This window comes from Micromonospora aurantiaca ATCC 27029 (assembly GCF_000145235.1).
Taxonomy (GTDB): Bacteria; Actinomycetota; Actinomycetes; order Mycobacteriales; family Micromonosporaceae; genus Micromonospora; species Micromonospora aurantiaca.
Map to the genome: position 1 here is coordinate 241,240 of NC_014391.1, position 26,658 is coordinate 267,897.

28 protein-coding genes are annotated in these 26,658 nt (G+C 74.2%); 7 read left to right on the plus strand and 21 right to left on the minus strand.

Annotation, left to right across the window (positions count from 1 at the left end; all coding sequences use genetic code 11):
• Window positions 1–57: 57 nt before the first annotated feature.
• The 4 genes from MICAU_RS01230 to MICAU_RS01245 are packed head-to-tail and all read right to left on the minus strand — an operon-like array spanning window position 58 to window position 4,250.
• Window positions 58–1,005 carry a MerR family transcriptional regulator gene (locus tag MICAU_RS01230; protein WP_013283448.1) on the minus strand — a complete coding sequence of 316 codons (948 nt, stop codon included), beginning with the start codon at window positions 1,003–1,005 and terminating at the stop codon, window positions 58–60.
• A complete protein-coding gene (gene idi, locus MICAU_RS01235; protein WP_013283449.1) occupies window positions 995–1,588 on the minus strand; it encodes an isopentenyl-diphosphate Delta-isomerase in 594 nt (197 codons plus the stop codon). The genes MICAU_RS01230 and idi overlap by 11 nt, the downstream gene beginning before the upstream one ends.
• Window positions 1,585–3,066, minus strand: a complete 1,482-nt coding sequence (gene crtI, locus MICAU_RS01240) for a phytoene desaturase family protein (protein ID WP_030273421.1) — start codon at window positions 3,064–3,066, stop codon at window positions 1,585–1,587. Before crtI ends, idi begins: the two co-directional genes overlap by 4 nt.
• Before the next feature lie 29 nt (window positions 3,067–3,095).
• The gene (locus MICAU_RS01245; RefSeq protein WP_013283451.1) at window positions 3,096–4,250 is read right to left on the minus strand and encodes a polyprenyl synthetase family protein; all 1,155 of its coding nucleotides are present in this window, start codon (window positions 4,248–4,250) and stop codon (window positions 3,096–3,098) included.
• A gap of 64 nt (window positions 4,251–4,314) precedes the next feature.
• Here MICAU_RS01245 and MICAU_RS01250 point away from each other — a divergent pair, with 64 nt between their 5' ends.
• Both MICAU_RS01250 and MICAU_RS01255 read left to right on the plus strand, forming a co-directional pair.
• Window positions 4,315–5,241, plus strand: a complete 927-nt coding sequence (locus MICAU_RS01250; RefSeq protein ID WP_013283452.1) for a phytoene/squalene synthase family protein — start codon at window positions 4,315–4,317, stop codon at window positions 5,239–5,241.
• A complete protein-coding gene (locus tag MICAU_RS01255) occupies window positions 5,238–6,560 on the plus strand; it encodes a cryptochrome/photolyase family protein (RefSeq protein ID WP_013283453.1) in 1,323 nt (440 codons plus the stop codon). Before MICAU_RS01250 ends, MICAU_RS01255 begins: the two co-directional genes overlap by 4 nt.
• A gap of 370 nt (window positions 6,561–6,930) precedes the next feature.
• Here MICAU_RS01255 and MICAU_RS01260 read toward each other — a convergent pair whose 3' ends face one another.
• Window positions 6,931–8,031: a serine hydrolase domain-containing protein gene (locus MICAU_RS01260; protein ID WP_013283454.1), complete on the minus strand. Its 1,101-nt coding sequence runs from the start codon at window positions 8,029–8,031 to the stop codon at window positions 6,931–6,933.
• Window positions 8,032–8,123: 92 nt separating this feature from the next.
• On the opposite strand from MICAU_RS01260, the gene MICAU_RS01265 reads away from it, so the two are divergent.
• Window positions 8,124–9,608 carry a dihydrolipoyl dehydrogenase family protein gene (locus MICAU_RS01265; protein ID WP_013283455.1) on the plus strand — a complete coding sequence of 495 codons (1,485 nt, stop codon included), beginning with the start codon at window positions 8,124–8,126 and terminating at the stop codon, window positions 9,606–9,608.
• Window positions 9,609–9,612: 4 nt separating this feature from the next.
• Here the strand turns inward: MICAU_RS01265 and MICAU_RS01270 are convergent, their stop codons facing one another.
• Entirely contained in the window at window positions 9,613–10,377 is a 765-nt protein-coding gene (locus tag MICAU_RS01270; RefSeq protein WP_013283456.1) for a crotonase/enoyl-CoA hydratase family protein, read from the minus strand.
• Window positions 10,378–10,460: 83 nt separating this feature from the next.
• Here MICAU_RS01270 and MICAU_RS01275 point away from each other — a divergent pair, with 83 nt between their 5' ends.
• On the plus strand, window positions 10,461–11,312 hold the full coding sequence (locus tag MICAU_RS01275; RefSeq protein ID WP_013283457.1) for a Rieske (2Fe-2S) protein: 852 nt from the start codon (window positions 10,461–10,463) through the stop codon (window positions 11,310–11,312).
• 1 nt (window position 11,313) lies between these two features.
• On the opposite strand, the gene MICAU_RS01280 is transcribed toward MICAU_RS01275, so the two are convergent.
• Genes MICAU_RS01280 through MICAU_RS01335 form a run of 12 tightly spaced genes read right to left on the minus strand, consistent with a single transcriptional unit; the run spans window position 11,314 to window position 20,259 of the window.
• Window positions 11,314–12,330, minus strand: coding sequence for a LysM peptidoglycan-binding domain-containing protein (locus tag MICAU_RS01280; protein ID WP_013283458.1), 1,017 nt, complete (start codon window positions 12,328–12,330; stop codon window positions 11,314–11,316).
• Window positions 12,331–12,345: 15 nt separating this feature from the next.
• Window positions 12,346–12,777 (minus strand): pilus assembly protein TadG-related protein, encoded by a 432-nt coding sequence (locus MICAU_RS01285; protein WP_013283459.1) that lies wholly within the window; start codon window positions 12,775–12,777, stop codon window positions 12,346–12,348.
• Window positions 12,774–13,247, minus strand: a complete 474-nt coding sequence (locus tag MICAU_RS01290; protein ID WP_013283460.1) for a TadE/TadG family type IV pilus assembly protein — start codon at window positions 13,245–13,247, stop codon at window positions 12,774–12,776. Before MICAU_RS01290 ends, MICAU_RS01285 begins: the two co-directional genes overlap by 4 nt.
• Window positions 13,244–13,726, minus strand: coding sequence for a TadE family protein (locus MICAU_RS01295; protein ID WP_013283461.1), 483 nt, complete (start codon window positions 13,724–13,726; stop codon window positions 13,244–13,246). Before MICAU_RS01295 ends, MICAU_RS01290 begins: the two co-directional genes overlap by 4 nt.
• Complete coding sequence (locus tag MICAU_RS01300; RefSeq protein ID WP_013283462.1) at window positions 13,726–13,935, minus strand: hypothetical protein; 210 nt, start codon at window positions 13,933–13,935, stop codon at window positions 13,726–13,728. Before MICAU_RS01300 ends, MICAU_RS01295 begins: the two co-directional genes overlap by 1 nt.
• Window positions 13,936–13,960: 25 nt before the next feature.
• Window positions 13,961–14,821, minus strand: coding sequence for a type II secretion system F family protein (locus MICAU_RS01305; protein ID WP_041784387.1), 861 nt, complete (start codon window positions 14,819–14,821; stop codon window positions 13,961–13,963).
• Window positions 14,821–15,774, minus strand: coding sequence for a type II secretion system F family protein (locus tag MICAU_RS01310; protein WP_369752094.1), 954 nt, complete (start codon window positions 15,772–15,774; stop codon window positions 14,821–14,823). Before MICAU_RS01310 ends, MICAU_RS01305 begins: the two co-directional genes overlap by 1 nt.
• Complete coding sequence (locus tag MICAU_RS01315) at window positions 15,717–17,258, minus strand: TadA family conjugal transfer-associated ATPase (RefSeq protein ID WP_013283465.1); 1,542 nt, start codon at window positions 17,256–17,258, stop codon at window positions 15,717–15,719. The genes MICAU_RS01310 and MICAU_RS01315 overlap by 58 nt, the downstream gene beginning before the upstream one ends.
• The gene (locus MICAU_RS01320) at window positions 17,248–18,081 is read right to left on the minus strand and encodes a CpaE/TadZ family protein (RefSeq protein ID WP_013283466.1); all 834 of its coding nucleotides are present in this window, start codon (window positions 18,079–18,081) and stop codon (window positions 17,248–17,250) included. Before MICAU_RS01320 ends, MICAU_RS01315 begins: the two co-directional genes overlap by 11 nt.
• Entirely contained in the window at window positions 18,081–18,749 is a 669-nt protein-coding gene (locus tag MICAU_RS01325; protein ID WP_013283467.1) for an SAF domain-containing protein, read from the minus strand. The genes MICAU_RS01320 and MICAU_RS01325 overlap by 1 nt, the downstream gene beginning before the upstream one ends.
• Window positions 18,746–19,699 carry a hypothetical protein gene (locus tag MICAU_RS01330; RefSeq protein WP_013283468.1) on the minus strand — a complete coding sequence of 318 codons (954 nt, stop codon included), beginning with the start codon at window positions 19,697–19,699 and terminating at the stop codon, window positions 18,746–18,748. Before MICAU_RS01330 ends, MICAU_RS01325 begins: the two co-directional genes overlap by 4 nt.
• Window positions 19,693–20,259: a hypothetical protein gene (locus MICAU_RS01335; RefSeq protein WP_013283469.1), complete on the minus strand. Its 567-nt coding sequence runs from the start codon at window positions 20,257–20,259 to the stop codon at window positions 19,693–19,695. Before MICAU_RS01335 ends, MICAU_RS01330 begins: the two co-directional genes overlap by 7 nt.
• Before the next feature lie 559 nt (window positions 20,260–20,818).
• On the opposite strand from MICAU_RS01335, the gene MICAU_RS01340 reads away from it, so the two are divergent.
• Entirely contained in the window at window positions 20,819–21,595 is a 777-nt protein-coding gene (locus MICAU_RS01340) for a prepilin peptidase (RefSeq protein WP_013283470.1), read from the plus strand.
• A 108-nt stretch (window positions 21,596–21,703) separates the two neighbouring features.
• Entirely contained in the window at window positions 21,704–24,073 is a 2,370-nt protein-coding gene (locus MICAU_RS01345) for a glycoside hydrolase family 65 protein (RefSeq protein WP_013283471.1), read from the plus strand.
• On the opposite strand, the gene MICAU_RS01350 is transcribed toward MICAU_RS01345, so the two are convergent.
• Window positions 24,052–24,528 (minus strand): hypothetical protein, encoded by a 477-nt coding sequence (locus MICAU_RS01350; RefSeq protein WP_013283472.1) that lies wholly within the window; start codon window positions 24,526–24,528, stop codon window positions 24,052–24,054. The two genes, MICAU_RS01345 and MICAU_RS01350, sit on opposite strands and share 22 nt — an antisense overlap.
• 115 nt (window positions 24,529–24,643) lie before the next feature.
• Between MICAU_RS01350 and MICAU_RS01355 the strand changes: the two genes are divergently transcribed.
• Window positions 24,644–25,417, plus strand: a complete 774-nt coding sequence (locus tag MICAU_RS01355; RefSeq protein ID WP_013283473.1) for an SAM-dependent methyltransferase — start codon at window positions 24,644–24,646, stop codon at window positions 25,415–25,417.
• A gap of 6 nt (window positions 25,418–25,423) precedes the next feature.
• Here the strand turns inward: MICAU_RS01355 and MICAU_RS01360 are convergent, their stop codons facing one another.
• Both MICAU_RS01360 and MICAU_RS01365 read right to left on the minus strand, forming a co-directional pair.
• Window positions 25,424–25,777: a hypothetical protein gene (locus tag MICAU_RS01360; protein ID WP_013283474.1), complete on the minus strand. Its 354-nt coding sequence runs from the start codon at window positions 25,775–25,777 to the stop codon at window positions 25,424–25,426.
• Window positions 25,774–26,655, minus strand: coding sequence for an RNA polymerase sigma-70 factor (locus tag MICAU_RS01365; RefSeq protein ID WP_013283475.1), 882 nt, complete (start codon window positions 26,653–26,655; stop codon window positions 25,774–25,776). The genes MICAU_RS01360 and MICAU_RS01365 overlap by 4 nt, the downstream gene beginning before the upstream one ends.
• Window positions 26,656–26,658 lie beyond the last annotated feature (3 nt).

The following is a 26,658-nucleotide window of genomic DNA, read 5'->3' on the forward strand; positions in this document are numbered from 1 at the left end:
CGGGGTCAGACGGACTTTCCGACCGTAGTGGACGCCGACCCGGAACGGGAGAGGGGCTCAGCTTGTCGTCGACTGGTCCAGCGAGTCCCGTACCGCCACGGCCAGCGACAACGCCTCGGCCAGGTCCACCGGCCGGACCACCCCGGCCGGCAGCGAGTCGGCCCGCCAGCCGGGCCCGGCGGCGAGCACCAGCAGCGGCCGGCGTGGCACCGCCAGCAGCGCGGTGAGCTGGCACGGGTCGGCTGTGGCGCGGATGTGCGACCAGAGCACCACGGCCGCCGGACCGGTCCGGTTGACGGCCTCGACCAGGGCCGGCACCGGTACGCGGGCACCGAGCATGCGGTAACTCACACCGACCTCGGCCAGCGCGGCGGCGAGTGCCTCCAGCGGCAGCGAATGCTGCTCCTCGTCGGCGCAGGAGAGCAGGATCCGGGGCGGACCGGTCATCGGGTACGTCCGCGCCACTGTGGCGAACGCCTCGGAGACGCACCGGGACATGAGGTGTTCCACCTCGATCAGCGCGGAGGTGGCGGCGTGCCGCTCCCCGATGCCGGCGAGCACCGGCCGCAGCAGCCCCTCCCAGGTCGCCACCACCCCGTCGGCGGCCAGTGCGTCGGCGATGGTCCGGCCGATGGTCACCGAGTCCAGTCGCATGGCGGCACGGGCCAGCCCGCGCGCCGCCGGCCCGGCCCGGCCGACCGGGATGGTGGTGCCGCCGCCGTCGCGTACCGTCGAGGCCCGTGCCTTGAGGCCGAGCCGCTCCGGAGGCAGCACGGCCGGCGCCTGCCGGGCCCAGCGGGCGGCCTCGGCGGGCGCGACCCCCTCGGTGGTCAGCCGGCGCATGATCTCCAGGCGGGCGAGGTCGGCCGGCGTGTACCGCCGGTGGTGGCCCGGTACGTGCTCGCTGGGGCCGAGACCGTAGCGCTGGTGCCAGGTACGCAGCGTGGTGACCGCCACGCCCAGTCGGCGTGCGACGGCCCCCGCGCTCAGCGCCTCATCGGCCACCCGACCGCTCCGGTGCCTCGGTGGCCGGTACGCCCGGCCGGGACGCGTCGGTGGGGTGCAGCAGCCGGTTGACCACGCCGCCGAGCCACGGCGCGTACTCGCGGGGGTGGGCGTCCAGGTCGGCCACCACCGCGCCGGGGTCGACCCAGCGCAGGTCGGCCACCTCGTCCGGGTCGGGCCGCGTGACCAGGTCGGCGGGTACGTCGGCGCGCAGCACGTGGTCGTACTCGAACTCGACCCGTCCGGTCGCCGGGTCCTCGGCGTAGTAGAGGTAGACGCCCACCTCGGTGAGGTCGACCGCGTCGACGCCGAGTTCCTCGGCGAGCCGCCGGTTGGCGGCCTCGGTCAGCGACTGACCGGGCAGCGGGTGTCCGCAGCAGGAGTTCGCCCAGCGCAGCGGGAACCGCGTCTTGACCGCGGCCCGCTGCTGCAACAGCACCCGCCCGTCGGGATCGACGAGGAGCACCGAGAAGGCGCGGTGCAGCCGCCCGGGTGGCTGGTGGGCGGTCGCCACCGTGGTCTCGCCGATCACCAGCCCGTCGTCGTCGACCAGCTCGACCAGGTGGGTCTCCCGCTCGCTCACGACATCGCCCCGGTGATCCGGGCCGCGGCGATCTTGCCGCTGATCAGCACCATCGGCACCCCCACGCCCGGCTGGGTGCCGGAGCCGACGAAGACCACGTTCTCCAGCGTCCGGTGCAGGTTGGAGGGGCGGAACGGGCCGGTCTGGAAGAGGCTGTGCGAGGCGGCGAACGGGGTGCCGGCGGCCATGCCCTGCGCCGCCCAGTCGGCCGGGGTGACGGCCCGCATCACCTCGATGCCGTCGCCGAAGCCGACGTAGCCGCGCTCCTCAAGAGTGGTGACGAGCTGGTCGGCGTACCGCTGCGTGAGGTCGCCCGTCCAGTCGAACGGCGCCCGTTCCAGGTTCGGCACCGGGGCCAGCACGTAGTAGGTGTGCCTGCCGGCCGGCGCCACCGACGGGTCGGTGCGGCTCGGGTTCGTCACCAGCAGCGACGGGTCGGTCATCAGCTCGCCTCGGCGGATCACCTCGTCGAACGTGCCCTTCCAGGACCGCCCGAAGTGGATGTTGTGGTGGGCGATCTTGCCATAGCCCTGCGTCGAACCGATGTGCAGCACCACGCAGGACGGCGAGTAGGTGAGCTTGCGCTGCCGGCTGGGCGGCAGCAGGTCCTGGTAGGCGACCGGCAGGTCCGGGTTGAGCACGACCGTGTCGGCGGGGATGAAGTCGCCGTCGGCGGTGACGACGCCGGTGGCGCGGCCGTTGGCGGTCTCCACCCGGGTCACCGTGGTGCCGTAGCGGATCTGCACGCCGTGCTTCTCGGCCGCGCCGGCCATCCCACGCGAGACCGCGTGGATGCCGCCGCGCGGGAAGCAGACCCCGGCCACCGAGTCGAGGTACGCGATGACCGCGTAGATCGCCAGCGCGTCGTGCGGCGACAGGCCCGCGTACATGGCCTGGAAGGAGAAGATCCGCTGGGTACGCGGGTCGCGGAAGAACTGGTTGATCTTCGTCTGGAGCCGCCGGAAGGCGCCGCTGGCGAACAGCTTCAGCAGGTTGCCGGTGAGCAGGTCGGTCGGCGCGTCCAGGTTGCGCTCGATGAAGTCGGCCCGTTCCCACTGCCACAGGTTGCGGGCGTACTCGACGAAACGCAGGTAGCCGTCGGCCTCCCGGGGGCCGCAGACGCGGGCGATCTCGGCGGCCATCCGGGTGGTGTCGGTGATGACGTCGAGCGTCGACCCGTCCGGGTAGTAGGCGCGGTACGCCGGGTCGAGCGGGGTCAGGTCGAGCCAGTCGGTCAGCTCCTCGCCCACCGCGCCGAGCGCCTCGGCGATCAGGTCGGGCATGGTGAGGACTGTCGGGCCGGTGTCGAACTCGTACCCGTCGACGCTGAGCCGCCCGGCGCGCCCGCCCGGCACCGGCTCGCGTTCCAGCACTGTCACCTGCCGGCCGCTGCCGGCCAGGTGCAGCGCGCAGGCCAGCCCACCCAGCCCGGCGCCGACCACGACCACCCGGTCGGTCCGTCCCTTGACGGTACGCATTCCGGCCCCCTTGCTCACGAAGTTGCTCATCATGCCCGCCGCGCCGTGGCGGCGGTGGCGAGGCCGGTCAGCGCGGTGCGCGCGGTCTCGTCGATCGGTGCGGTGCCGAGCGCGGCGAGCGCCTCGGTCACCCGGTCGGAGATCATCCGCTCCACCCGGGCCGTGGCCCCGGTGTCCCGGACCACGTCGGCCAGCCGGTCCACCTCAGTTGCCGAGGTGACCGAGCCGGCCCGCTCCAGGACCCGGCGCTGCGCCGGGTCGGCGAGCTGCCGGGCCAGCATCAGCAGGGCGGTCGGCTTGCCGGTACGCAGGTCGTCCCCGGCCGGCTTGCCGGTGGTCTCCGGGTCGCCGTAGACGCCCAGCAGGTCGTCGCGGAGCTGGAACGCCTCGCCGACGGCCAGCCCGTACCGGGTGTACGCGGCGATGAGCGGGTCGTCCGCGTCAGCGCCCGCCAGACAGGCGCCGAACAGCAGCGGACGCTGGACGGTGTAGCTGGCGGTCTTGTACCGGGCCACCCGCAGCGCCCGGTCGACGGTCCAGCTCGCCGAGTCGTTCTCGCCGAGCACGTCCAGGAACTGCCCGGCGACCGTCTCCACCCGCATCTGGTCGTAGCAGCGGCGCACGTCGAGCAGCCGCTCCGCCGGGACCGCCGCGTGCGCCATCAGCCGGTCGGCCCAGACCATGCAGAGGTCACCGATCAGGACGGCGACGGCTTCGCCGTACCGGTCGGGGTCGCCGGTGTGTCCGGCGGCCCGGTGCCGGGCGGCGGCGGCCCGGTGCGCGGTGGGCAGCCCTCGCCTGGTGTCGGACGCGTCCATCACGTCGTCGTGCACCAGCGCGAACGTGTGCAGCAACTCCAGCGCGGACAGGGCCGGGAGCACCGAGCACAGCGGTTCCTCCCCGCCGACCACACCCCGCCATCCCCAGTACGCGAACGTGGGGCGGACCCGCTTGCCGCCGGCCAGCACGCAGTCGCGTGCCGTGGTCGCGAAACCACCCATCGCTGCGTCGATCTCGGTGAGCGATTCGACTTCCGCGGCCAGGAACGCCGCGAGCGTCTCATCGACCCCTTTGATCAGGTCTTTCGTGAACGCGGCCAGTACGCCGCGGACCGGATCGTCCGTCGCCCCGGGCTGAGCCGGCGCGACGCGGAGCGCATTACCCGCAACTGCGTCGTTGGCCATGTGGGCGAGCGTACCCTAGGGTTACGAGTTGCGTCGATTGCTGCGTCGAAACTGAGGAGGGCCGATGGACACGGATCTGACCGCTGCCTATGACCGTTGCCGCGAGCTGCACCGCCGTCACGGCCGTACCTACTATCTCGCCACCCGGCTGCTTCCCGCCTGGAAACGGCGACATGTGCACGCCTTGTACGGCTTCACCCGGTACGCGGACGAGATCGTCGACCGCACCGAGGACCTGCCGCCGGCCGAGCGCGCCGCCCGGCTGCGCGAGTGGTCGGATCGATTCGTCGCCGGGCTGCACGGTGCGTCGGTCGACGACCCGCTGCTCCCCGCGGTGCTGCACACCATCGCCGTGTTCGACCTGGACCGCGACGACTTCGCGTCGTTCCTGCGCAGCATGGCGATGGATCTGACTGTCATGTCGTACCCGACCTACGACGACCTGCTCGACTACATGGAGGGCTCGGCCGCTGTCATCGGCACCATGATGCTGCCGATCCTGGGCAGTTCCGACCCGGCCGCCGCCCGCGAGCCCGCCCGTCAGCTCGGCTTCGCGTTCCAGCTCACCAACTTCATCCGGGACGTCGCCGAGGACCTCGACCGGGGCCGGACCTACCTGCCCGACGAGGACATGGCCAAGTTCGACCTCACCCGCGACGACCTGCTCGCGGCCAAGGCCGCCGGCCGCACCACGCCGCGCATCCGCGAGCTGATCGAGTACGAGGTGACCCGCGCCCAGGCCCACTACGTCGCCGCCGCACCGGGCATCCCGCTGCTCGACCCGGCCTCGCAGGCGTGCATGCGCACCGCGTACGCGCTCTACGGCGGCATCCTCGACGAGGTGGCCGCGCAGGACTACGACGTCTTCGTGCGCCGTGCCCTGGTGCCGCAGCGGCGCCGGATGGCGGTGGCCGCGCGGGCGCTGCTCACCCCGCCCGGTACGCCGGTGCGGGTGCCCGGCCCGGCACTGGAACCGGCCCTGGCCGGATGACCGGCCGCACGGCGGTCGTGCTGTTCACCCGTGACCTGCGGGTGCACGACCACCCGGCGCTCGCCGCCGCCTGCTCCGCGTTCGACCGGGTGGTGCCGCTCTACGTGCTCGACCCGGCGCTGCAGAAGCTCTCGCCGAACCGCACCCGCTTCCTGCACCAGAGCCTGGCCGACCTGCGTGAGGCGCTGCGCAAGCGCGGCGGCGACCTGGTGATCAGGCGTGGCGACCCGGTGGCCGAGACGGTGAAACTGGCCCGGAAGGTGGGCGCCGAGGGCGTCGGGCTCTCCGCCGACGTGAGCCGTTACGCCCACCGCCGGGAACGCCGCCTGCGCGCCGAGTGCGACAGGCACCGGATGTTTTTGCGCCTGTTCCCCGGCCTGACGATCGTCGAGCCGGGCGCGCTGCGTCCGGGCGGCGGCGACCACTACCGGGTCTTCAGCCCCTACTTCCGGGCCTGGCAGGGCGTGCGGTGGCGGGACGAGCTGGCCGCGCCGAAGCGGGTCCGGCTGCCCGACGGCGTCGACCCCGGCCGGCTGCCGGACCCGCCGAAGGGCGACAGCCCGGATGCCGCCGTCGGCGGCGAGACCGTCGCCAGGCGCCGGCTCACCGCCTGGCTGCCCACCCTCGACCGGTACGACGACATCCACGACGACATGGCCGGCGACGAGACCTCGCGGCTCAGCCCGTACCTGCGGTTCGGTTGTGTCTCGCCGCTGGCGGTGGCGAACCGGGCCGGCGACCGGGACGGGCCGTTCGTCAGGCAGCTCTGCTGGCGCGACTTCTACCACCAGGTGGTGGCCGGTTTCCCCGACCTGTCCACTGTTGCCTACCGGCGCGGCGCGCGGGAGGACTGGCGCGACGACCCGCACGCGTTCGACGCCTGGGCCGAGGGGCGGACCGGCATGCCGATCGTGGACGCGGGCATGCGTCAGTTGCGCGCCGAGGGCTGGATGCACAACCGGGCCCGGCTGATCACCGCCGGCTACCTGACCAAGCACCTCGGGCTGGACTGGCGGCCCGGCCTGGAAATCTTCTTCCGGTGGCTGCTCGACGGCGACCGGGTCAACAACTCGGGCAACTGGCAGTGGGTGGCCGGCACCGGCAACGACACCCGGCCGTACCGCGGCTTCAACCCGGTACGGCAGGCCGAACGCTACGACCCCGACGGCGCGTACGTGCGGCGCTGGGTGCCCGAGCTGGCGTCGGTGGCGGGCAAGGCGGTGCACCAGCCGTGGCGGCTGCCCGACGAGGTACGCCACACACTCGACTACCCGCCGCCGCTGGAGGTGCCCGGCGCCGACCCGGTCTGGCTGCGCTGACGCCGCCCGCTGACGCCGGCTTGTGCGTCCCGCCGGCACCGCGCATCACCGGCGCACGAACGTGTCCGGACACGTCGGCGCACCGCTCCCGTGGCAGTGTGGGCTCGGCAGAATCGGTCACTCCAAGTGACCTTTCGCCCGCCGGGGCCGTGTGCCTCTCGTCCCCTTTGCTCTGCAGCCATATCCGCATCGGTTGCGGAACGTCACCACCTGGGCCTCGCGCGTTTTTCGGACCTGCGAGGAAATCCCTGTTCAGCGCGGTGCTGCGCCGATGACTGCAGAGCAAAGTCGGAAAAGGGAACACGGGGCCGCCCGGCCGGCCGAATGCGCTGCGTGACGATGGCTCGGGATCACTGAGAGTGACCGACTGTCAGAGGCAGGAATGCAACGCCTCGACCAGCTCCTCCACCCGGTCGTGATCGGCCAGCCGGGCCGTCGCGTACGCGAAGGTGTAGCCGCGCTCCGGGTCGGCCCAGGCGCTGCTGCCGCCGATCCCGCCCATGCCCCAGCTGCCGTCCGGCTCCCACTGCATGCCGAGCGTCCAGTCCACCGGACGGTCCAGCAGCAGGTCCGGTCCGCTGTACTGCACCCGCGTCGCCTCGGTGACCAGTTCCGGGCTGAACAGGCGTACCCCGTCCAGGGTGCCGCAGGCGAGGAGGCCCGCGTAGAGCCGGGCGAGCCCGGCGGCGGTGGCGTGCAGGTTCACCGCCGGGATCTCGGCGGCCCGCCACAGGTCGCTGTTCACCATCGCGACGTCGCGCCCGCCCGGCGGGTTGTCCAGCGCCCGCGCCCGCAACGAGCCCGGCTCGCCGCGCATCGCGTCCGGCCAGGCCGGATCGGCGTACGACAGATCGGCGCACCGCCGCCGGTCGGCCTCACCGAGCCCGAAGGCCAGATCCAGGCGCCACGGTCCGGCGATCTCCTCGGCCAGGAACCGGCCCACCGAGCGTCCGTCCACCCGGCGGACCAGCTCGCCCACCAGGTGCCCGTACGTCCAGGCGTGCTCGGCCGCGACGGCGCCCGGCATCCACTCGGGCTCGGCCGCCGCCAGATCGGCGCAGAGCAGGTCCCAGTCGGCGATGGCGGCGGCGGGCCGGGGCACCGGGAAGGCGGGCAGCCCGGCGGTGTGGGTGAGCACCTGCCGCACGGTGGCCGGGGCGCGGAAACCCGGCCAGTACGCGGACACCGGCGCGTCCAGGTCGACCCGGCCCCGGTCGACGAGCAGCAGCAGGCACAGCGCGACCACCGGCTTGCCGGCCGAGTAGACGTCGACGAGCGTGTCCGGTCGCCACGGCCGGTCCGCCCCGGCGGCCGGTACGACAGTGCCGGGCGGGACCGTCGCGGTGGTGCCGCCCACCAACTTCACCACCGGTACGCCGTCGTGCCACACCGACAGCGACGCACCGGTCTCCCGGCCGGTCGTGAACAGGTCGTGGAAGCAGTCCCGGACCGGGGTGAAGCGCGCGTGCATGCGGCCACGGTAGGCGGTCGCGTTCGTTATCGGCGCGGGAATTCCGGCCCGGTGCGGTGGTCGGTGTCCCGAAGGTGCGGAATGCTTGCGGAATGGCGGAGCCGGAACTGGTGGACGTAGTAGTGGTCGGGCTCGGCGTCGGCGGCGAGGAGGTGGCCGGGCGGCTCGCCGAGGCCGGCCTCACCGTGGTCGGCATCGAACGGGACCTGGTCGGTGGCGAGTGCCCCTACTGGGGGTGCGTGCCGAGCAAGATGATGATCCGGGCGGCGAACGCGCTGGCCGAGGCGCACCGGGTCAACGAGCTGGCCGGGTCCGCCCAGGTGCGGCCCGACTGGGCGCCGGTGGCGAAGCGCATCCGCGCCGAGGCCACCGACACCTGGGACGACAAGGTGGCAGTGGACCGGTTCACCGGCAAGGGCGGCCGGTTCGTCCGAGGCAGTGGGCGGCTCGACGGCCCGAACCGGGTACGCGTCGGCGACCAGGTTTTCCAGGCCCGCTACGGCGTGGTCCTCGGCACCGGCACCCGGCCCTCGGTCCCGCCGATCGACGGGCTGGCCGACACGCCGTACTGGACCAATCACCAGGCCATCGAGGTCGAGGAGCTGCCCGCGTCGCTGCTGGTGCTCGGCGGCGGCGCGATCGGGCTGGAACTCGCCCAGGTCTTCGCCCGGTTCGGCGTGCGGGTGACTGTCGTCGAGGCGGCCGACCGGGTGCTCGCCGTCGAGGAGCCGGAGGCGTCGGCGCTCGCCGCCGACGCGCTGCGCGCCGACGGGGTGGAGATCCACACCGGGGTCAAGGCCAGCCGGGTGAGCCACGACGGCACCACGTTCACCGTGCACGCCGACGGCGCCGAGTTCACCGGCGAGAAGCTGCTCGTGGTGACCGGCCGCAAGGCGCACCTGGAGGAGCTCGGGCTGGACACGGTCGGGGTGGACGCCGGGCAGCGGTACCTGCCGGTGAACGACCGGATGCACGTCACCGACGGGATCTGGGCGGTCGGCGACCTCACCGGCGAGGGCGCGTTCACCCACATCGCCATGTACCAGGCCGGCATCGTGGTGCCGGACGTGCTCGACCACATGCGGCGTACCAAGGGCGGCCCGGACGCCAGCGGCACCGCGAGTGTCGTCGGCGGCGCGGCCGGGGTGGTCAGCGCGGTCGGCGGCGCGATGAGCGCGGGCGGCTCGACAGCAGCGCCCGGCAGCGTCCCGGTGGCCGACTACCGGGCGCTGCCCCGGGTCACGTTCACCGATCCCGAGGTCGGCGCGGTCGGCCTCACCGAGCAGCAGGCCCGCGAGCGCGGCGTCAACGTCCAGGTCGGGTACGCCGACCTCACCTCGTCGGCCCGGGGCTGGATCCACAAGACCGGCAACGCCGGGTTCATCAAGCTGATCGCCGACGCCGACCAGGGCGTCCTCGTCGGCGCCACCTCGGCCGGACCGGCCGGCGGCGAGGTGCTCTCCGCCCTCGTCGTGGCGGTGCACGCGGCGGTGCCGATCAGCCAGCTCCGGCACATGATCTACGCGTACCCGACGTTCCACAGGGCCATCGAGGACGCGCTACGCGCGCTGAAGTGACGCCTCAGCCGGCCGGCGCACCATGCCGGCCGGCCCCGTCGGCGAACCGGCCGGCGCCGCGTACCCCGTCCACAGCCAGCGACTCCAGGCCGTAGGCCAGCTCGGTCGCCATCGCCTCCGGCTCCGGCTGCCCCGCGCCGTCCCGCACCGCCGCCCGGTCGTTGCGCAGGCACGTCTGCGGCGACCGGGCGATAGCGGCGGCCAGCTCCTCCGCCGCCGCGCGGGCCTCACCCGGCGCGACCAGCCGGTTGACCAGACCCATCGCGTACGCCTCGTCGGCGCCCACCGCACGGCCGGTGAGGATCAGGTCCATCGCGCGGCTCTCCCCGATCAGCCGGGGCAGCCGGACCGTCCCGCCGTCGATCAGCGGTACGCCCCACCGGCGGCAGAACACGCCGAGCGTGGCGTCCGACTCGGCGACCCGCAGGTCGCACCAGAGTGCCAGCTCCAGCCCGCCGGCCACCGCGTACCCGGAGATCGCGGCGATCACCGGCTTGGACAGCCGCATCCGGGTGGGGCCCATCGGCCCGTCGCCGCCGGGCTCGACGCGGTTGCCGCGCGGCGTGCCGACGGCCTTGAGGTCGGCGCCGGAGCAGAACGTGCCGCCCGCGCCCCAGAGCACGGCGACCGCCGCGTCCGGGTCGGCGTCGAACGCGCGGAACGCGTCGGCCAGGGCTCGCGCGGTCGGGCCGTCCACGGCGTTACGTGCCTCGGGCCGGTCCAGGATCACAGTGGTCACGGCACCGGCGTGCTCGACGCGTACCCCCATGGGCTCAGCATGCCCGCGACGCACCTGGGAGGGAATTCCGGGGCGTCCGGTTTGGGGGCTCTCCTGCCGGGAAGTCGGAACGGGTGCGCGAACTACTGACGAAACTCGAACAGGCCACCGGTCTCGACCGGGTGGGTGACCGGCTGCAGCGCGCCGTCCAGGGCACTCTGCGTTCCCAGCGGGTACGCGACGCGCTGCACGGCGTGTGGCTCGGCCATCCGCTGCACCCCGCGATGGTGCAGGTGCCGGTCGGCGCATGGATCTCCGCCGCCGTGGTGGACCTGCTGCCCGGCCAGCGCCGGGCCGCCACCGCCCTGGTGGGCCTCGGTACGGTCAGCGCGGTGCCCGCGGCCGTCGCCGGGCTCAACGACTGGGCCACGCTCACCCGTGACCAGCGCCGGGTCGGGCTGGTGCACGCCGCCGCCAACACCGTCGGCCTGGCGTTGTTCGCCGGCTCGCTGGCGGCTCGGCTCAACGGGCGGCACGGACTCGGCCGGACGCTGTCCTATCTGGGGCTGTCCGCCGCGAGCGGTGGGGCGTACCTGGGTGGGCACCTCGCGTACAAGCAGGGCGCCCAGGCCAGCCAGAGCGTCTCCGAGCTGCACCTGATCAGCGACGGCTGGCACCGGGTCGGTGACCTGAGCAGCCTGCCCCGGCACGAGCTGGTCACCAAGAAGATCGACGACGTCCCGGTGATCCTCTACCGGGACGGCGACGACGTCAGCGTGATGCTGGAGCGCTGCCCGCACCAGAGCGGCCCGCTCGGCGAGGGCACGGTGGAGCAGATCGACGGCCACGCCTGCGTGGTCTGCCCCTGGCACGGCAGCGCGTTCCGGCTCGACGGCGGCGAGGTGGTGCACGGCCCGGCCGCGAACGACCAGGTCGTGCTGCCCAGCCGCGTGGTGTCCGGCCGGGTCGAGGCCCGGCTGCCCTGACTCAGTCCCGCCGGTGCCGTCCGCTGGACAACGCGCGGGCGGGTACCGGCCGCTTGCGCAACCCGAGCAGCGCGCCGATCTGCGCACCCACGATGCTCGCCACGGCCAGCACCGCCGAGATGGCGAGCGGACGGTTGATGCCCTCCTCGGCGGTGGCGCGGGACGCGCCCGCCGACATGGCCGGCGGCTGACCGACAGGCGCCTCCACGGTGGGCGTCGCGTCCCGCGGCGTGGGCTTGGGCTTCGCCTTCGGGGTGGTCGACGAGGCGCCGCCGCCACCCGGCTTGACCGGTGCCGTCTCGGCCGGCTTGGTGACCACGATCCGTCCGGTGGCGTGCCGCCGGGCACCCGAATCCGTCGCGCCCTCCGGCAGCGTGATGAGCTGACCCGGGCGGATCCGGTCCGGGTCGGCGAGCCGGTTCAGCCGGGCCAGCTCCTTGTATCTGTCGAAGTCGTCCAGGTAGCGATCCGCCACCTCGCCCAGGTAGTCGCCCTTCGCCACCCGGTACACGGCCGGGTCGTCCGCCTTCGACGCGATCGGCGCCGGCGGGGTGACCTGGCTCGCGGCCACGGCCGGTGAGGTGACGGCGGCGACCGCCGGTTGCGGGGCGGTCAGCGCGGCGGCGCTCGCCGCGGCCGGGCTCGCGACCAGGATCAGCGCGACCGAACCGACGAGTGCGGCTGCGGCCTTCTGCTGGCGGTGCATGCCGGGCAGCTTCGGCGCCGGCCGGCGTACCGCCGCCGCGAGCAGCTCCACCAGGACGGAGAACGCGAACGTGGCCCAGCCGAACCAGCCCACCACCGCCAGCGCGCGCAGGAACAGCCGGCCGTCGTCGCGGCTGGTCAACGCCGTACCGACCTCGGCCAGCGTGGGCAGATGATCCGGCAGCGGGTTGCCGGCGAACGCCAGCAACGCGACCGGCCCGCCGGCCAGCACGCCGACGAGCACGACGAGGGCGCCGAGGCCGGTGAGAACCTGGCCGGCGCGGCGGACGGGGGAGCGTCGGGGTGCGCCCATGGCGGCCTTCCCTTCCTACGGTGGTCCGGTGAGCGCCCGAGCGGTGGCCTCACCGGTGACGGTGGCGTTCTCTTGCACGCCGAACAGACTCAGCAGGTCCCGGCTGTAGGTGATCTGCACGCGTACCCGGATCTGGGTCTCGGTGCCGACCACGGGGAAGTCGACCTCGTGGTCCTGGACGCCGCCCGCGGCGTCGAGGTAGGCGGCGACAGCGGCGCGGGCGGCGACCTGGTCGATCCGCTTCGGGCCGCCCTCGATGGCCCGCGCCCGGTCGATCATCTGGCCGCCGGCGCGGGCCGCCTCGGCGGCCAGGTTGTCCGCGCGCTGGAGCGTGCGCAGTTGACCGGCGCCGTCGTAGGCGAGGCCGATGATCGCGAGTACGCCCGTCATCGCCACGGCCAGGAACAGGCTCACCCGGCCGTTCTCCGCCTCGCGCCGCCCGGTCATCCGCGACTCCGGTAGGTGTCCAGCGGCGAGGTGAACCTCGCCGAGACGGTCTTGCCGCCCGGGACGCCGGGCAGGCCGGGCGCGCTCAGGTCGTCGAAGGAGACGGTGCAGGTCACCGTGACGGTCACTGTCGCCGGCACGCCCGCGGCGCTCTGGTACGCGGCGGCGAAGCTCGTCGTCGTCCCGGCCACCGAGCCCGCGAGATCGATCTGGGGTGGGCCGGTGCAGTTCAGCCCTGCCCAGCCGAGCTGGTCCTGGGCCGCCACCTCGGCGGCCTCCGCGCCGTCGTCGGCGGTGCGGGCGAGCGAGGCGGCCCGGGCGGCGTCGTGGGCGGCCGACTCCACCGCCTCGTCCGCGATCGCGGTCCGCCCGGCGACCCCGGCCAGCACCATCAGCCCGATGAAGGCGGGCGCGAGCACCGCCACCTCGATCGAGACGGAACCCCGGTCCCGCCGTGGCCCGGCGTTCATCCGGTGGTCCAGTGTTCGGCCGGGCCGTGCGCGGTCTGCGTGACCTCGAACGAGACGCCCGGGATGACCGACAGGGAGCGTCCCTGCACCGTGCAGGTGACAGCTGTGGCTGTCTCGACGCAGGTCGGGCCGGTCTGCTCCCAGCCGACCAGCCAGTCCCCGGACTGTTGCAGGAAGCTGATCGCCCGCTGCCGTCCGGCGTCCGGCCCGGCGTCGATCGTGCGCTGGGCGTTCACAGCGGTCTGCGCGGCGTTCAGCGCTGTGGACCGGGCCACGAACCAGACGGCGACCTGGATCGAGCCGAACAGCATCACCAGGATCACCGGCATCACCACGGCCAACTCGACCGGGTTGGCGCCCCGCTCGCCCTCGGCCAGGCGGGCGCGCAGGGCAGCGGCGAACCGCCCCGGACCGGGCGGGCCGGCGAGCCGGCCGGCAGACGCCGGCCGGCTCCGGACCGTACGGGCGGGGCGGGGCATCACGGGGCCTGCGGCGCCGTGTTGTTCGGGATGGCGTTCATCCAGTTGTTCGCCTTGGCCAGGGCGAGCCCGGTGACCGCCATGGCCACCGCGACCAGGCCGAAGATGATCACCGCGGTCGGCACCGGGCTGTCGCCGCGCTCGGAGTCCCGGCGCAGCTCGGCGAGGCGGGTGCTCACCGCCACGTACAGGTAGGCGTAGAGGTGCATGGTCGTCTCCTTCTCGAAGGTGGGTTCACAGACGGGCGAGGAACGGATAGACGGCGAAGCCGAGCAGGACGAACACCAGCAGCGAGCCGGGGATGTCCAACTTGCTGGTGACCCCCTCGGCCCGGGCCAGGTTGTCGGTACGGATCTGGTCGCGCAGCGAGTCGGCGCGGGACCGCAACGTCTCGTGCACCTGGGCGCCCTCACTGCCGGAGGAGCGCATGATGGCGCCCACATCACCCAGCTCCGGGATGCCGATGCGCTCGGCCAGCTCCTGCAACTCGTCCCAGGGCGAGTGCATCTGGAGCTGCGCGAGCCGCAGCGCCTCCCGGATCCGGTCGAAGACCCAGCCGTCGCAGACCGCCGCCGCGCGTTCCAGCGACTGCACCGGGCCGTGCGCGGCGGACAGCTGCAACGCCACCAGGTCGAGGTAGGTGCAGACCGCCTGCCGGAACTCGTCCCGGGCGGCGTCCGCCTTGGCCAGGACCGTGCGGTGCGCGAGCAGTCCGGCGCCGAGCGCCAGGCCCAGGCTGGCCACCACCGGTACGGCCACCGGCAGCGCCACCCCGCCGACGAAGAGCACCGCCGACGCGACCGCCGGGGTGGCGAAGCCGACGAGCGCGGAGAGCAGCACCGACAGCGCGTACTGCTCCGGGGTGCGGTCGAGCAGGGCGAGTTGCCGGTGCGGCGGGCGCAGCCAGCGGGCGAACCCGCCGAGCCAGTCCGGCCCGGCGCCGGCGGCCGGGGCTTGGCCGGGCGGCTGGTGCAGCCGGCGCAGCGCCGGGCCGAGCGCCGGGGTGGCCGGCAGCGCCTCGCGTACGACCAGGAACAGCCCGAGCCCGACCGCGCACCCGCCGAGCACCGCGATCGCCAGCTGCCAGTTGAGGATCACGCGATCGCCTCATCCAGGTCGGGCGCGGGCAGGAACCGCGCCGGCCGGGGCGGCTGGCTCATCGAGCGCACCCAGACCAGCAGGCCGACGAACGCCGCGCCGAGCACCGCCATCACGAGCTGACCGGTCAGCGTCCCGTAGGGACGGATGTAGTCGCTGTTCACCAGCCCGTACGCGAGCGTCGCCAGCGTCATGCCGGTGAGGAAGCGGACCGCGAACCGGGGCTGCGTGCGCTTCGCCTCGACCTCGCGCCGGGTCGCCACCTCGGCCGAGGCGGCGGTGGCGATCGACCCGAGCACGTCGCCGAGGCGCTCGCCCCGGTCGGTGAGGTGCAGGATCAGCGCGGCCACCACCTGGTCGGCGACCGGGTCGGCGATCTCGTCGGCGAAGGCGAGCAGCGCGGAGCGGGCCAGCCAGCCGGCCTGGAGGCGGGCGGCGAGCGTGCGTACCTCCTCCTGGATCTCCTCCGGCGCGGTGGCGATGGTGCCGATGATCGCCTGCTGGAGTCCCTGGCCGGTGGCCGAGATGTCCTTGAGCCGGCGGGTCCACTCGCCTACGGCTTCGACCCGGGCGATGGCCCGCTGCTCGGCCCGGCCGACCGCGAACAGCCACGGCACGCCCGGTACCGCGAGCGCCACCAGCAGGCCGACCACCGGCAGCCCGGTGAGCAGGAACGCCGCCGCCCCGGCGACCACAGCGGCGCCGAGCAGGAGCTGGTAGCGGCGCTGGTCGGCGCGGCTCGCGCCGGAACCGGTCCAGAGCCGGCTCAGGCCCGGCCCGGCACCGGGCGCCGGGCCGGGCGGGCGGCGGGTGCCGACGAGCGCGACGACTGTCAGCACCAGCCCGGCCACGCAGGCCGCGCCGGAGACCAGGGCGATCAGTTCGATCTGCGTCACGCCGGGCCTCCGCTCGGCCGCGCCCCGAGGCGGGTGTGCCGGGGCCGCCGCCACGCGCCCATGCCGGCCTCGACGAACCGGGTGAGCAGGCGGGCGTCGTAGCCGACGCGCAGCAGTTGGTCGCGGATGCGTTCGGGCAGGTGGCGGGGGACCGCACGGCCGTCCGGTCCGGGGCCGAAGACGGTCGTGGTGGTGATCCGGTTGCCCTCGCCGACGCCGATGACCTCCTCGACGTGCGACACGAACCGGTGCTTGCGCCCGCCGATCGCTGTCTCGTCCTCGACCGTCACGTAGACGATCAGGTCGAGCGCGTTGCCGGCCATCCGGCGGGCCTGGTCGACTGTCATCTCCCGGCCGTGCGACAGCGCCAGCTCGATGATGCGTTCGCTCACCCCCGAGGGGGTACGCGCGTGGATGGTGCACATCGACCCGCGGCTGGTGGTCATCGCCTGGAGCATCGGCACGATCTCCCGAGACCGCACCTCGCCGACGATGATCCGCAGCACGCCCATGCGCAGTGACACCGGGATCAGGTCGGCGATGCTGACCTCACCCGCCGGCCGCCCGTCCGCGCCGCGCTCGCCGTGGCCCTCCCGGGACTCGAAGCTCATCACCGCCCGGTGCTTGTGCCCGCGCCGGGCCGGCAGCAGTTCCCGGCTCTCCTCCAGCAGCACGTACGGCTCGTCGGCCGGGATCTCGTCCATCAGCGCGCGGATGACAGTGGTCTTCCCGGCACCGGCGAGCCCGGCGACCATGATGTTCAGCCCGGCCCGCATGGACGCGCGGAGGAAGTCGCGCAGCAGCGGGTCGATCATCTCGTCCAGGTCGGGCCGGCCGCCCGCGATGTCCTCCAGGCTCACTTCGAGCGTGTTGTGCTTGCGGATCACCGCGTACGGGCGGTGGCTGACCAGGAACACGGCGGCGAGCCGGCTGCCGTCCGGTAGTTGCAGGTCGAGCGTGGGCTTCGAGGTGGACAGCGACCGCTCGGTGGCACCGGCCCGGCGGGCCGCCGCCTGGAGGATCTCCACCAGCTCGTCGTCGGTCTCGGCGATCGGCTCGGCCCAGTCGACGCCGCCGCCGTGCCGGGTGATGCGTACCTGGTCGCAGCCGAGGATGTGCACCTCCTCGATGCTGTCGTCGACGAGCAGCGTCTGGAGCCGGCCCAGCCCGACGAGTTCGGCTGTGACCTGGTCGAGCAGCAGGCGTTCCGAGTCCGCGGCCATCGGCGTGCCGGCCCGGCGTACCGAGTCGGCGTACGCGGACACCACGGCTACCGCCAGCCGGGCGCGCTCGACCTCCTCGGCGTCGGCGTCGAACTCGCGTCCGCGCTGCCAGTGGGTGAGTCGTTCGCTCAGTTCCCGGCGCAGCTCGCGGACCACGGCGAAGTCGACCCGGGGGCGTGGCGGTGGCGCCGGTGGCGCGGCGGGCGCCGGGCCGGGGACGTGGTGCCGCCCGTTCGGCGGGGCGAGCGGCGGCACAGTGGAGACGACGCCCGGCTGCTGCGCGCGTGGATCGTGGGAGACCGGCTCAAACCGCACCGGACACCCCCGGCACGCTCGGCGCGGTCACCGCGCGCGGTGTGGTCGCCCCGGGCCAGGCCAGCCGGGCGCGCCGCCGGTCCAGCAGCGCCCGTACCGGCACCTCCAGGGCGCCGGCCGCGCGCATCAGCGGCCGGTTGGCCCGTACGGTGCCGCCGTGGGCGAGCACCTCGGCGGTACGCGGGTCGTGCGGCAGGCGGGCGATCACCGGCAGCCGTAGCGCCTTGCTGATCTCGCTGGTGCCGTGCCCGTCCCCGACGACGAGGAGGCGCAGCGTGCCGGGCGGTACGCGGTGCTCGGTGAGGTCCCGCTCGATCGCGCGGGCGGTGGCCCGGGTGGCGGAGAGGTCGGGCAGGTGCGCGCGGGTCACCAGCAGTACCACCGCGGCGGCCCGCAGCAGCGGCCACGGTGGACCGCCCACTGCCAGCCGGCCACAGTCGACGAGCACGTCGTACGGCGGTTCGCCCCGCTCCAGCCCGGTGAAGTAGTCGGCGAAGCGCTGCCAGAGCGGGATCACGCTGCCGGCCTGGGCCGGGTCCACGACGCCGGGCAGCAGCAGCCGCTCGCGGCGGGGCGCGTCCAGGTCGACCAGCTGGGACCAGAACGCGTGCTCCAGGCTGCCGTCCCGCAGCTCACCCACCGCCAGCTCACCGATGCCGCGCGGGCCGTCCAGCGCCCCGCCGAGGTAACCGGCGAGGATCGAGCCGCCCGCCGGGTCGCACTCGGCCAGCACGAGCCGCCGGTGCCAGCTCAGCGCGGCGGCGAGCGCGGCGGTGGTGACGCCCGGCGAACCCTTCGCCGAGACCAGGGCGATGATCGCCATCAGGCCGCCTCGGTGAGCACGAGCGCGATCCGGTCGTCGGCGGCGAGCGCCACGACAGCTGGTACGTCCCGTACGGCCAGCGCCAGGTAGACCACCACGTCGCCGTTCTGCGGCGCGGCGGTGTCGATCACGGTGCCCTCGAACCGGGTGCCGCCGCCGCGGGACGCCTCCGAGCCGCCGCCGGTGGCGTTCGACGGGGTGCTGACCAGCAGCACCTTGTCGCCGGGGTGCAGCTTGCGCGCCGGCACCTGCTCGGGTTCCAGCCCCAGCGCGATCTGCTGCTGACCGGGGCCGAGCAGCGGGGCCTCGGTGAGCTGCGCCGGGGTGAGCAGCGTGCCGGGGGTGAGCCGGACGGCCGCCCGCAACCCCAGCACCTCGTCCATCCGGTCGGCGGGCACCGGCTGGAGTTCCCGCCCGCCGGAGACGCGTACCGGCACCAGGTCGTCGGCGGTCAGTTGGTGTCCCACGTCGACCTGCCGGGCCACTGCGAGGTACGTGCCGGTGGAGCGGACCGAGGTGACCGCGAACGCGGCGCCCAGGCCGCCGAGGGCGATCAGCAGGACCGCCAGGCCGAGCAGGCCGGGGCGGACGCGTCGTTGCCGGACCACCTTCGGCGGCGCGACGGGAGCCTCCACCGGGGTTCCGTTGCGGGCTGCCACGACACTCATCGGGTCACCACCTGAAGCTCGTTGATCTGTACCAGGACGACGCCGCTGGACCGGCTCTGGGCGATGACGCCGCTCTCGCCGCCGCCGGACCACTCGACGGTCCAGAACGTCGTGGCGCTCACCTGGTAGGTGCCGGCCTTCGGATAGCCCTGGTCGAGGCCGCAGTCGGGTGAGGTGGAGCCGGCCCTCGGCCCGTCGGCCCGGTAGGGCGTGCCCGGCCCGTCGCAGGTGACGTCGATGTCGTCGGACATGTGCCAGACGATCCGGTCCACCTTCGCGGTGATCTCCACGGTCAGTCCCCGGTCGGAGGCGGACGCGGACAGCGGCCCGAAGTACGCCGCGCCCGGGCTGGCCCACATCCAGACGGGCAGCCCGACCAGGCCGGGGCCCTGGCTGCGTCGGGGCGCCACGGCGGCGCGGGGCGGGAGCAGCGAGATCGACGCCAGCGCACGGCGGGCCAGTTCCTCCGGGTCCGGCGGCGCGCCGTAGCCGGGCGGCGGCGCGTCGAGAAGCGCCCGGCGCAGGCTGCCGAGGTCGCCACCGTTGCAGGTGAGCTGGTACCACTGCTTGCCGGGAGGGGCCTCGTCCTGCGGCTCTTCGAGCTTGTAGTAGCAGCCGTCGGCGTTGTTGAACCAGCCGAGAATCGGGTGGTAGCAGGGGATGGCCCGGCCGTTCCACTGGCACTTCGGGGTGCTGCCGCCCCCGCCGCCGTTGTCCCCGCCGCCACCCGGCCCACCCGGCCCACCCGGTCCGCCCGGGGTGCCGGGGTCGTCGTCCCAGACGTCGCAGTCGGTCTGTTCCGGCGGGCACGAGCCGCCGGGGTCGGCGGCGCGGGCGGGTGCGCCGGTGAGCGTCAGCAGCGCGGCCAGGCCGGCGGCGAGCAGCAGCCGGCGGAGCGTCCCGGCCCGGGCCGGCCGGGCCGGGACACCCCTTCCTCCCCAGGTCAGCACGGCTGGTCCTGGTGCGCGGCGCCGCCGTTGATCAGCCACCGGCCGTCCGGGTACCGGACCGCCGTGGCGGTGGCCAGGTAGCGCCCGCCGCGCGTGCCGGGCACGGCCTTGCGGTCCTTGGCGTAGACGAGCCGGTAGCCGCTCGCGTCCAGGCAGTCCTGGATCTCGACTGTGGGCGGGCGGGCGGCCAGGTCGACCGACACGACCTCGGGGTCGGAGACCAGTTTCCCGGTACGCATCGCGCCGTGCTCCTTCGCGTCGAGAATCGCCATTCGCACCCGGGTCAGCAGCGGATCAGCCAGAAAACGGGTCAGAGCGGGATGGGACGGATCGCTGCGCGCACTGGCTGCCCGGGACGCGTCGAGATAGCCGGAATAGGCGGCCAGAGCCGCTTTTCCGGCCGCGTTCTCCTCGGCGCTGGAATGGGCGGCGGGTGCGGCGGCGCGGCCGGTCAGCGGACGGGTGACCGCCTCCGGCTCGGTGCCGCAGCCGGCCGAGCCGACCACCAGCACGATGCTGAGCAGGAAGATTTCCCATCGGCGGGATTGCCGTGTGCGCAACGCCGATCCCTCCTCGGTGCCGGCCCGGGGCGATCACGCCGACCCGCTCCGGGCATGCGGAAGCGCGCCCGGAACTGTCACTCCGGGCCCCCGTCGCCGCCACTTGTATTGACCTGTACTGATCGCTGCGGATTCTGTGCCCTGGTGCCTCCGACGCCAATTGATCGGGGGTTGCGTCGTACCCAAGGGGCGAGCATAGGCTCACGTCCGCCGATGCAACAGAGGCAATTCACGTGAACACGGTGAGTGAAGACGGGAGGTGGTGGCCGGTGTGTGTCACCACGATGACTGGTGGGCTTCGGCAGGGCTCCGGGCCGGCTGGTGTGTGCTCACCCGTACGCGCCGCGGCGGTGGCAACGGGCCGCCGGTATGGGTGGGGAGCATGCCGCTCGTCCGATCCGTCCCGTCGGTTCGCCGGGGCTCACGCCCTGGCTAGTCCCGGCCGGTCGCGCGTCGCGCCGCACGCCGCTGCGGGCTTCCTCCGTCACATCCGCGCGAGCGATAAATCACTCTGTGTGCTCCACGATGGAACGCACGGCGACCGGACGGGGGATCCGGCATGACGGCTGAACGGGTGCGGCGTACCGGACCGGTGGCCGATGCCCGCCGTCCGAGCACCCGGCTGACCGCCGCCCTGACGGTCGTACCCCTGCTCCGGCTGGCGGTGGCGCGCTACGCCGTACCGCCGGGGTGTCCGGACCGGACGGCGTGCGACGGCTGCGGCGCCCCGATCGGGCTGGACCGGCCGCTGCCGGCGCTCGGCCCCGTGGCCCGGTGCCCGGCCTGCCGGGCCCGGGTCGGCGCGCCGCCCGCGGTGGTGGAGGTGGCGTTGCTGCTCGCGGTGGCCGTGCCGGTGTTCGCCGGCGGCGCGCCCGCCGCGCGGCTGGCGCTGGCGTGGTGGCTGGTCTGGGCGGTGCCGATGACGATCGTGGACGCGATGGCGCACCGCCTGCCCGACCGGCTCACCTGGCTGGCCGCCGCCGGCGTGTGGGCGCTGCTCGGGGTGGCCGCGCTGACCGGTCCGGGCGTCGACCCGCTGGTACGCGCCGTCCTGGCCGCCCTGGCGCTCGGCGGCGGCTTCGCCGCGACCACGCTGCTGTTCGGGCGGCGCGGCTTCGGTCTCGGCGACGCCAAGCTGGCGCTCGGCGCGGGCGCGCTGCTCGGCTGGTACGGCTGGCCGTTGCTGGTGGCCGGGCTGGTGCTCGCGCTCCTCCTCGCCGGGTCGGCCGGGGTGGCGCTGCTCGCCGCCCGGCGGGTCCGCTGGTCCGGGCACCTGCCGTTCGGTCCGTTCCTGGTGCTCGGCACCGCCGCCACGCTGGTGCTCGTCACCGTGTGATCGGCCACCCGCAGGTGCGGGCGGGTTCGCCACGGGTATCGGAGTCCCAGCCACCTCCCAGCCGGGTCTGGTTCGGTGGCGGTCCAGGCTTCGGACTCGGGAGGGCACGTGCCGCACGGCGACGACGGTTGGCGGATCCGGCGCACGAGCGCGGACCTGGACCGGCTGGGCGAGACCGAGTCCGTCTTCGCGCTCGCCAACGGCTGGGTGGGCTGGCGCGGGACGCTCGACGAGGGCGAGCCCTGCGGCATGCCCGGCAGCTACCTCAACGGGTTCCACGAGCAGCACGAGCTGACCTACCCGGAGAGCGGGTACGCGTTCCCGGAACGCAGCGACACCGTGATCAGCGCGCCGAACGCCGCCCTGATCCGGCTCTGGGTCGACGACGAGCCGCTGGACCTGAGCACCGGCACGATCCGGCGGCACCACCAGGAACTGGACCTGCGCGCGGGGGTGGTCCGCCGGGAGACCGAGTGGGTCTCGCCTGGCGGCCGGGGTGTCCGGATCCGCAGCACCCGCCTGGTCTCGCTGACCCGCCGTCCGGTCGCCGCCGTCGACTGGGCGGTCGAGCCGCTGGACGAGCCGGTCCGGCTGCGGGTCGGCGCCGACCTGCTCGCCAACCAGCGGGTGCCGGAACGCGCCGACGACCCCCGGGCAGCCTCGGTGATCCACGACCCGCTCACCGGCGAGATCCGCCGCGAAGACGGCCCCGACGGGGTGCTCGTGCACCGGACCGGGCGCAGCGGCCAGCGGGTCGCCGTCGCCGTCGCGCACCGGGTCGAAGCGCCCGACGAGATCGCCACCGACACCGAGCTGACCGCCGACCGGTTCCGGCTGGCGCTGTCCGGTCCGGTACGCCCCGGCGAGCGCATCCGGGTCACCCGGTTCGCCGCGTACGAGTGCACGGACGTCGACGGCACCCCGGCTGGCGAGCTGGCCGACCTGGTCGTCGCGGAGGCGGCCACGGCCCGCGACGACGGGCTCGACGCCCTGCTCACCGAGCAGCGCGCCGCGCTCGACGTGGCGTGGACCACCGCCGACGTCGAGCTGGAGGGCGACCCGGAGCTGCAGCTCGCGGTGCGGTTCTCGGTGTTCCACCTGCTCCAGTCCGGCCGCGCCGACGGCGACCGGACCATCCCGGCCAAGGGGCTGACCGGCAACGGCTACGACGGGCACGTGCTCTGGGACACCGAGGGCTACGTGCTGCCGGTGCTGACGTACCTGGCGCCGGAGCTGGCCCGCTCGGCGCTGCGCTGGCGGCACGCCCACCTGCCCGAGGCCCGCGACCGGGCGGCCGAGCTGCGCCTGACCGGCGCCACCTACCCGTGGCGGACGCTCAGCGGCCGGGAGTGCTCCGGCTACTGGCCGGCCGGCAGCGCGGGCCTGCACGTCAACGCCGACATCGCCGACGCGGTGCTGCGGTACGTGGCGGCGACCGGCGACACCGCGTTCCTCGCCGAGTGCGGCGCCGAGGTGCTGATCGAGACCGCCCGGCTGTGGCACGGCTACGGCCACTTCGACGACGGCGGCGCGTTCCACCTGACCGGCGTCACCGGCCCGGACGAATATTCGGCGCTGGTCGACGACAACGTCTTCACCAACCTGATGGCCCGGCGCAACCTGCGCGGCGCCGCCGACGCCGCCGAGGGCTGCCCCGAGGTGGCCGCGCGGCTCGGCGTCGACGCCGCCGAGGCGGCCGGCTGGCGGGCCGCCGCCGACGCCATGTTCGTCCCGTACGACGGCAAGCGCGGTGTGCACGAGCAGTCGGCCGGATTCACCGCGCAGCCGGAGTGGGACTTCGCCGGCACCGGCGAGGACGACTACCCGCTGCTGCTGCACTTCCCCTACCTGGAGCTGTACCGCAAGCAGGTGGTCAAGCAGGCCGACCTGGTGCTGGCCATGCTGCGCTGCCCGGGGGAGTTCACCGCCGAGGAGAAGACGCGCAACGTCGCCTACTACGAGGCGCGGACCGTCCGGGACTCGTCGCTGTCGGCGTCCGCGCAGGCGATCCTCGCCGCCGAGGTCGGGCACCTCGACCTGGCGTACGACCTGTTCGCCGAGACGGCGTTCCAGGACCTCGCCGACCTGGGCGACAAGACCGCCGACGGGCTGCACCTGGCGTCCCTGGCCGGCGCCTGGCTGGTGGTGGCGCAGGGCTTCGGCGGGCTGCGCGACGACCGGGGCGTGCTCGCGTTCGAGCCGCGGCTACCCCGGCCGATCACCCGGCTCGCGTTCCACCTGCGCCGGCACGGGCACCGGCTGCGGGTCACGCTCACGCCGCAGGAGGCCCGCTACGAGTTGCCGGACGCCGGGCCTGGTGACGCGGTGGAGCTGTGGCACCACGGCGAACAGCTCCGCGTCACCGGCGACGGGCCGGTCACCCGGCCGATGCCGCCGGTGCCCGACCCCGGTCCCGAGCCGGAGGCCCCGCCCGGCCGCCGTCCAGAACGGCGCGCTCAGGAGGCGGGCGGCGACTGAGCCGGCAGGCCGGACATCCGGGCGACGACCTCCTCCAGCGCCTCGAACGCGTACGCCCAGTTGTGGCACTTGAAGCTGCGCAGCCCGGTGATCGGGGTGCGGCAGTCGGCACAGTGGACACCCGGGATCGCGTCCGGCACCTCGGTGTTCACGTACTTGCGCTCGCCGAGGATCACCCGCGCGATCATCGTGTGGTCGTGTACGCCGTGCAGCGCGGACGCGACGATGTCGTACCAGGTGACCCGCCGCCCGCACTTCGGGCAGTCCGGCTCGTCGCCGCTGACCCACAGCGGCGCGCCGATGCTGCGCGCCGGCATGTTCAGCAGCTTCTCCAGCCGTCGCACGTCCGCCTCCGGGGTGGTCCACCGGTGCCGCCCGGGCAGCGACGCGGGCGAGTCGTAGACGGCGCGGAACACCACCGGCTCGACCTCCACTGTCTCCCGTCCACCTGTCATCGGTACCTCCTCGCGCCGGCGTGTCCCACCGTCGTACCAGGTGGACGGCGGGATCGGCCGGACCACCGACACGACGGGTCAGCGGTGTGTCGCCCAGAGTGCTACACATCGAGGCGTGACGGAGGCTGAGAACCGACCCAATGTCGCCCGGATGTACGACTACTACCTCGGCGGCTGCCACAACTTCGCGGCCGACCGCGCCGCCGCCGAGGAGGTCCTGAAGATCTTCCCGGACACCGGCGTCGCCGCGCAGAGCAACCGCGCGTTCCTGCGCCGGGTCGTGCGCTGGGCGGCCGGGCAGGGCGTACGCCAGTTCCTCGACATCGGCGCCGGCCTGCCCACCCAGGGCAACGTGCACGAGGTGGTCCGCGCCGTACGCCCCGACGCCCGGGTGGTCTACGTCGACCACGACGAGGTCGCCGTCGCGTACGCCCGGCGGTTGCTCCCCACCGACGGCCGCACCGTCGTGCTCCAGGGCGACCTGCGGCGTCCCGGCGACCTGCTGGCCGACCCGACGCTGCGGGACACCATCGACCTGAGCGAGCCGGTGGCGGTGCTGCTGCTCGCGGTGCTGCACTTCGTGCCGGACGCCGACGACCCGTACGCGGCGGTGGCGACGCTGCGCGACGCGACAGTCCCGGGCAGCGTGCTCGCGCTGTCCCACCTCACCCTGGACGGCCTGCCGACGCTGCCCACCGAGCAGGGCACAGCGATCTACCGCCGCAGCAGTTCCCCGCTCGTGCCCCGCACCCGCGACGAGGTGGCCCGGTTCCTCGACGGGTACGAGCTGGTCGAGCCGGGCCTGGTCAAGGTGGCGGACTGGCGGCCCGACGGCGAGCCGCAGGCGGCGGTGTCGCACGGCTACGGCGGGGTTGGCGTCCGCCGCTGAGCGCGGTCAGTCCAGGCCGCCGTGCGCGGCCCAGAGCGCGGCGGCGCGGTCGGCCGCCGCCGCCACGAGCGCGGCCAGCTCCGGCCGGTCCGGCACCCGGAACGACACGTACGCGCCGCGTCCACCGGCAGTGGGCCGGCCGTACGCCTTCGCGGCGAGGCGCCCGTCCGGCAGCAGCCGGATGTTGAGCGTGGTCAGCGTGAACTCCTCGCCGCGCCGGGTGTCGGTCCAGCGCAACTCCTCCGGCACTGTGACGTTGATGGCGAGGGCGCTGACGTCGGGGGAGGCGGCGCTGCTCGTCCGGCGATCGTCGCACGGTCCGCCCGCTGTGCCCTCCCGCCGTGCCTTTCCGCCGGTCACCGGCGCAGCGTCGTCTCGCGGGTCATGTGGGACAGCTTCTCCGGGTTGCGCACCGCGTAGAGGCCGCTGATCCGGCCGTCGTCGAGTCGTACCGCGACGACCGTGTCCAGCTCGCCGTCGAGGCGTACCAGCAGCGCCGGGTAGCCGTTGACCTGCACCGGTTCCATCGACGCCACGGCGGCGATCCGGCGCCAGCCGCCCGCGAGCAGGCGGGCCACCTTGTCGCCGCCGGTGACCGGGCGGGCGATCGCCTGCTTGATCCCGCCGCCGTCGCCGACCAGCACCGCGTCCGCGGCCAGGACGCGGAGCAGCCCGTCCAGGTCGCCGGTCTCGACCGCCCGCCGGAACGCGTCGAGCGCGTCGCGGGCCTCGGCCGCCGGGACGGTACGCCGGGGGCGGCGCGCCGCGACGTGGGCCCGCGCCCGGTGCGCGATCTGCCGCACGGCGACCGGGGTCCGCTCGACCGTCTCGGCGATCTCGTCGTAGCCGACGTCGAACACCTCCCGCAGCACGAACACGGCCCGCTCGGTCGGCGTGAGCGTCTCCAGCACCAGCAGCATCGCCATCGACACGCTCTCCGCAAGCGTCACGTCGTCTGCGACGTCGGGCGCGGTGAGCAGCGGTTCGGGCAGCCACGAGCCGACGTACGACTCCTTGCGCCGCCCCAGCGTGCGCAGCCGGGACAGCGCCTGCCGGGTGGCGATCCGGACCAGGTAGGCGCGCCGGTCCCGGACCGCCTCCAGGTCGACGCCGGCCCAGCGCAGCCAGGTCTCCTGCACCACGTCCTCCGCGTCGGCCGCCGAGCCGAGCATCTCGTACGCGACGGTGAAGAGCAGGTTCCGGTGCGCGAGGAAGTCCTCGGTGGCGCGGTCCGCCATGAC

Excerpts from the sequence above, each read along its gene's own strand:
- crtI (WP_030273421.1), bottom strand. The coding sequence starts at position 3,066 with ATGCGTACCGTCAAGGGACGGACCGACCGGGTGGTCGTGGTCGGCGCC.
- MICAU_RS01245 (WP_013283451.1), bottom strand. The coding sequence starts at position 4,250 with ATGGCCAACGACGCAGTTGCGGGTAATGCGCTCCGCGTCGCGCCGGCT.
- MICAU_RS01250 (WP_013283452.1), top strand. The coding sequence starts at position 4,315 with ATGGACACGGATCTGACCGCTGCCTATGACCGTTGCCGCGAGCTGCAC.
- MICAU_RS01255 (WP_013283453.1), top strand. The coding sequence starts at position 5,238 with ATGACCGGCCGCACGGCGGTCGTGCTGTTCACCCGTGACCTGCGGGTG.
- MICAU_RS01260 (WP_013283454.1), bottom strand. The coding sequence starts at position 8,031 with ATGCACGCGCGCTTCACCCCGGTCCGGGACTGCTTCCACGACCTGTTC.
- MICAU_RS01265 (WP_013283455.1), top strand. The coding sequence starts at position 8,124 with ATGGCGGAGCCGGAACTGGTGGACGTAGTAGTGGTCGGGCTCGGCGTC.
- MICAU_RS01270 (WP_013283456.1), bottom strand. The coding sequence starts at position 10,377 with ATGGGGGTACGCGTCGAGCACGCCGGTGCCGTGACCACTGTGATCCTG.
- MICAU_RS01280 (WP_013283458.1), bottom strand. The coding sequence starts at position 12,330 with ATGGGCGCACCCCGACGCTCCCCCGTCCGCCGCGCCGGCCAGGTTCTC.
- MICAU_RS01285 (WP_013283459.1), bottom strand. The coding sequence starts at position 12,777 with ATGACCGGGCGGCGCGAGGCGGAGAACGGCCGGGTGAGCCTGTTCCTG.
- MICAU_RS01290 (WP_013283460.1), bottom strand. The coding sequence starts at position 13,247 with ATGAACGCCGGGCCACGGCGGGACCGGGGTTCCGTCTCGATCGAGGTG.
- MICAU_RS01295 (WP_013283461.1), bottom strand. The coding sequence starts at position 13,726 with ATGCCCCGCCCCGCCCGTACGGTCCGGAGCCGGCCGGCGTCTGCCGGC.
- MICAU_RS01300 (WP_013283462.1), bottom strand. The coding sequence starts at position 13,935 with ATGCACCTCTACGCCTACCTGTACGTGGCGGTGAGCACCCGCCTCGCC.
- MICAU_RS01320 (WP_013283466.1), bottom strand. The coding sequence starts at position 18,081 with ATGGCGATCATCGCCCTGGTCTCGGCGAAGGGTTCGCCGGGCGTCACC.
- MICAU_RS01325 (WP_013283467.1), bottom strand. The coding sequence starts at position 18,749 with ATGAGTGTCGTGGCAGCCCGCAACGGAACCCCGGTGGAGGCTCCCGTC.
- MICAU_RS01340 (WP_013283470.1), top strand. The coding sequence starts at position 20,819 with ATGACGGCTGAACGGGTGCGGCGTACCGGACCGGTGGCCGATGCCCGC.
- MICAU_RS01350 (WP_013283472.1), bottom strand. The coding sequence starts at position 24,528 with ATGACAGGTGGACGGGAGACAGTGGAGGTCGAGCCGGTGGTGTTCCGC.
- MICAU_RS01365 (WP_013283475.1), bottom strand. The coding sequence starts at position 26,655 with ATGGCGGACCGCGCCACCGAGGACTTCCTCGCGCACCGGAACCTGCTC.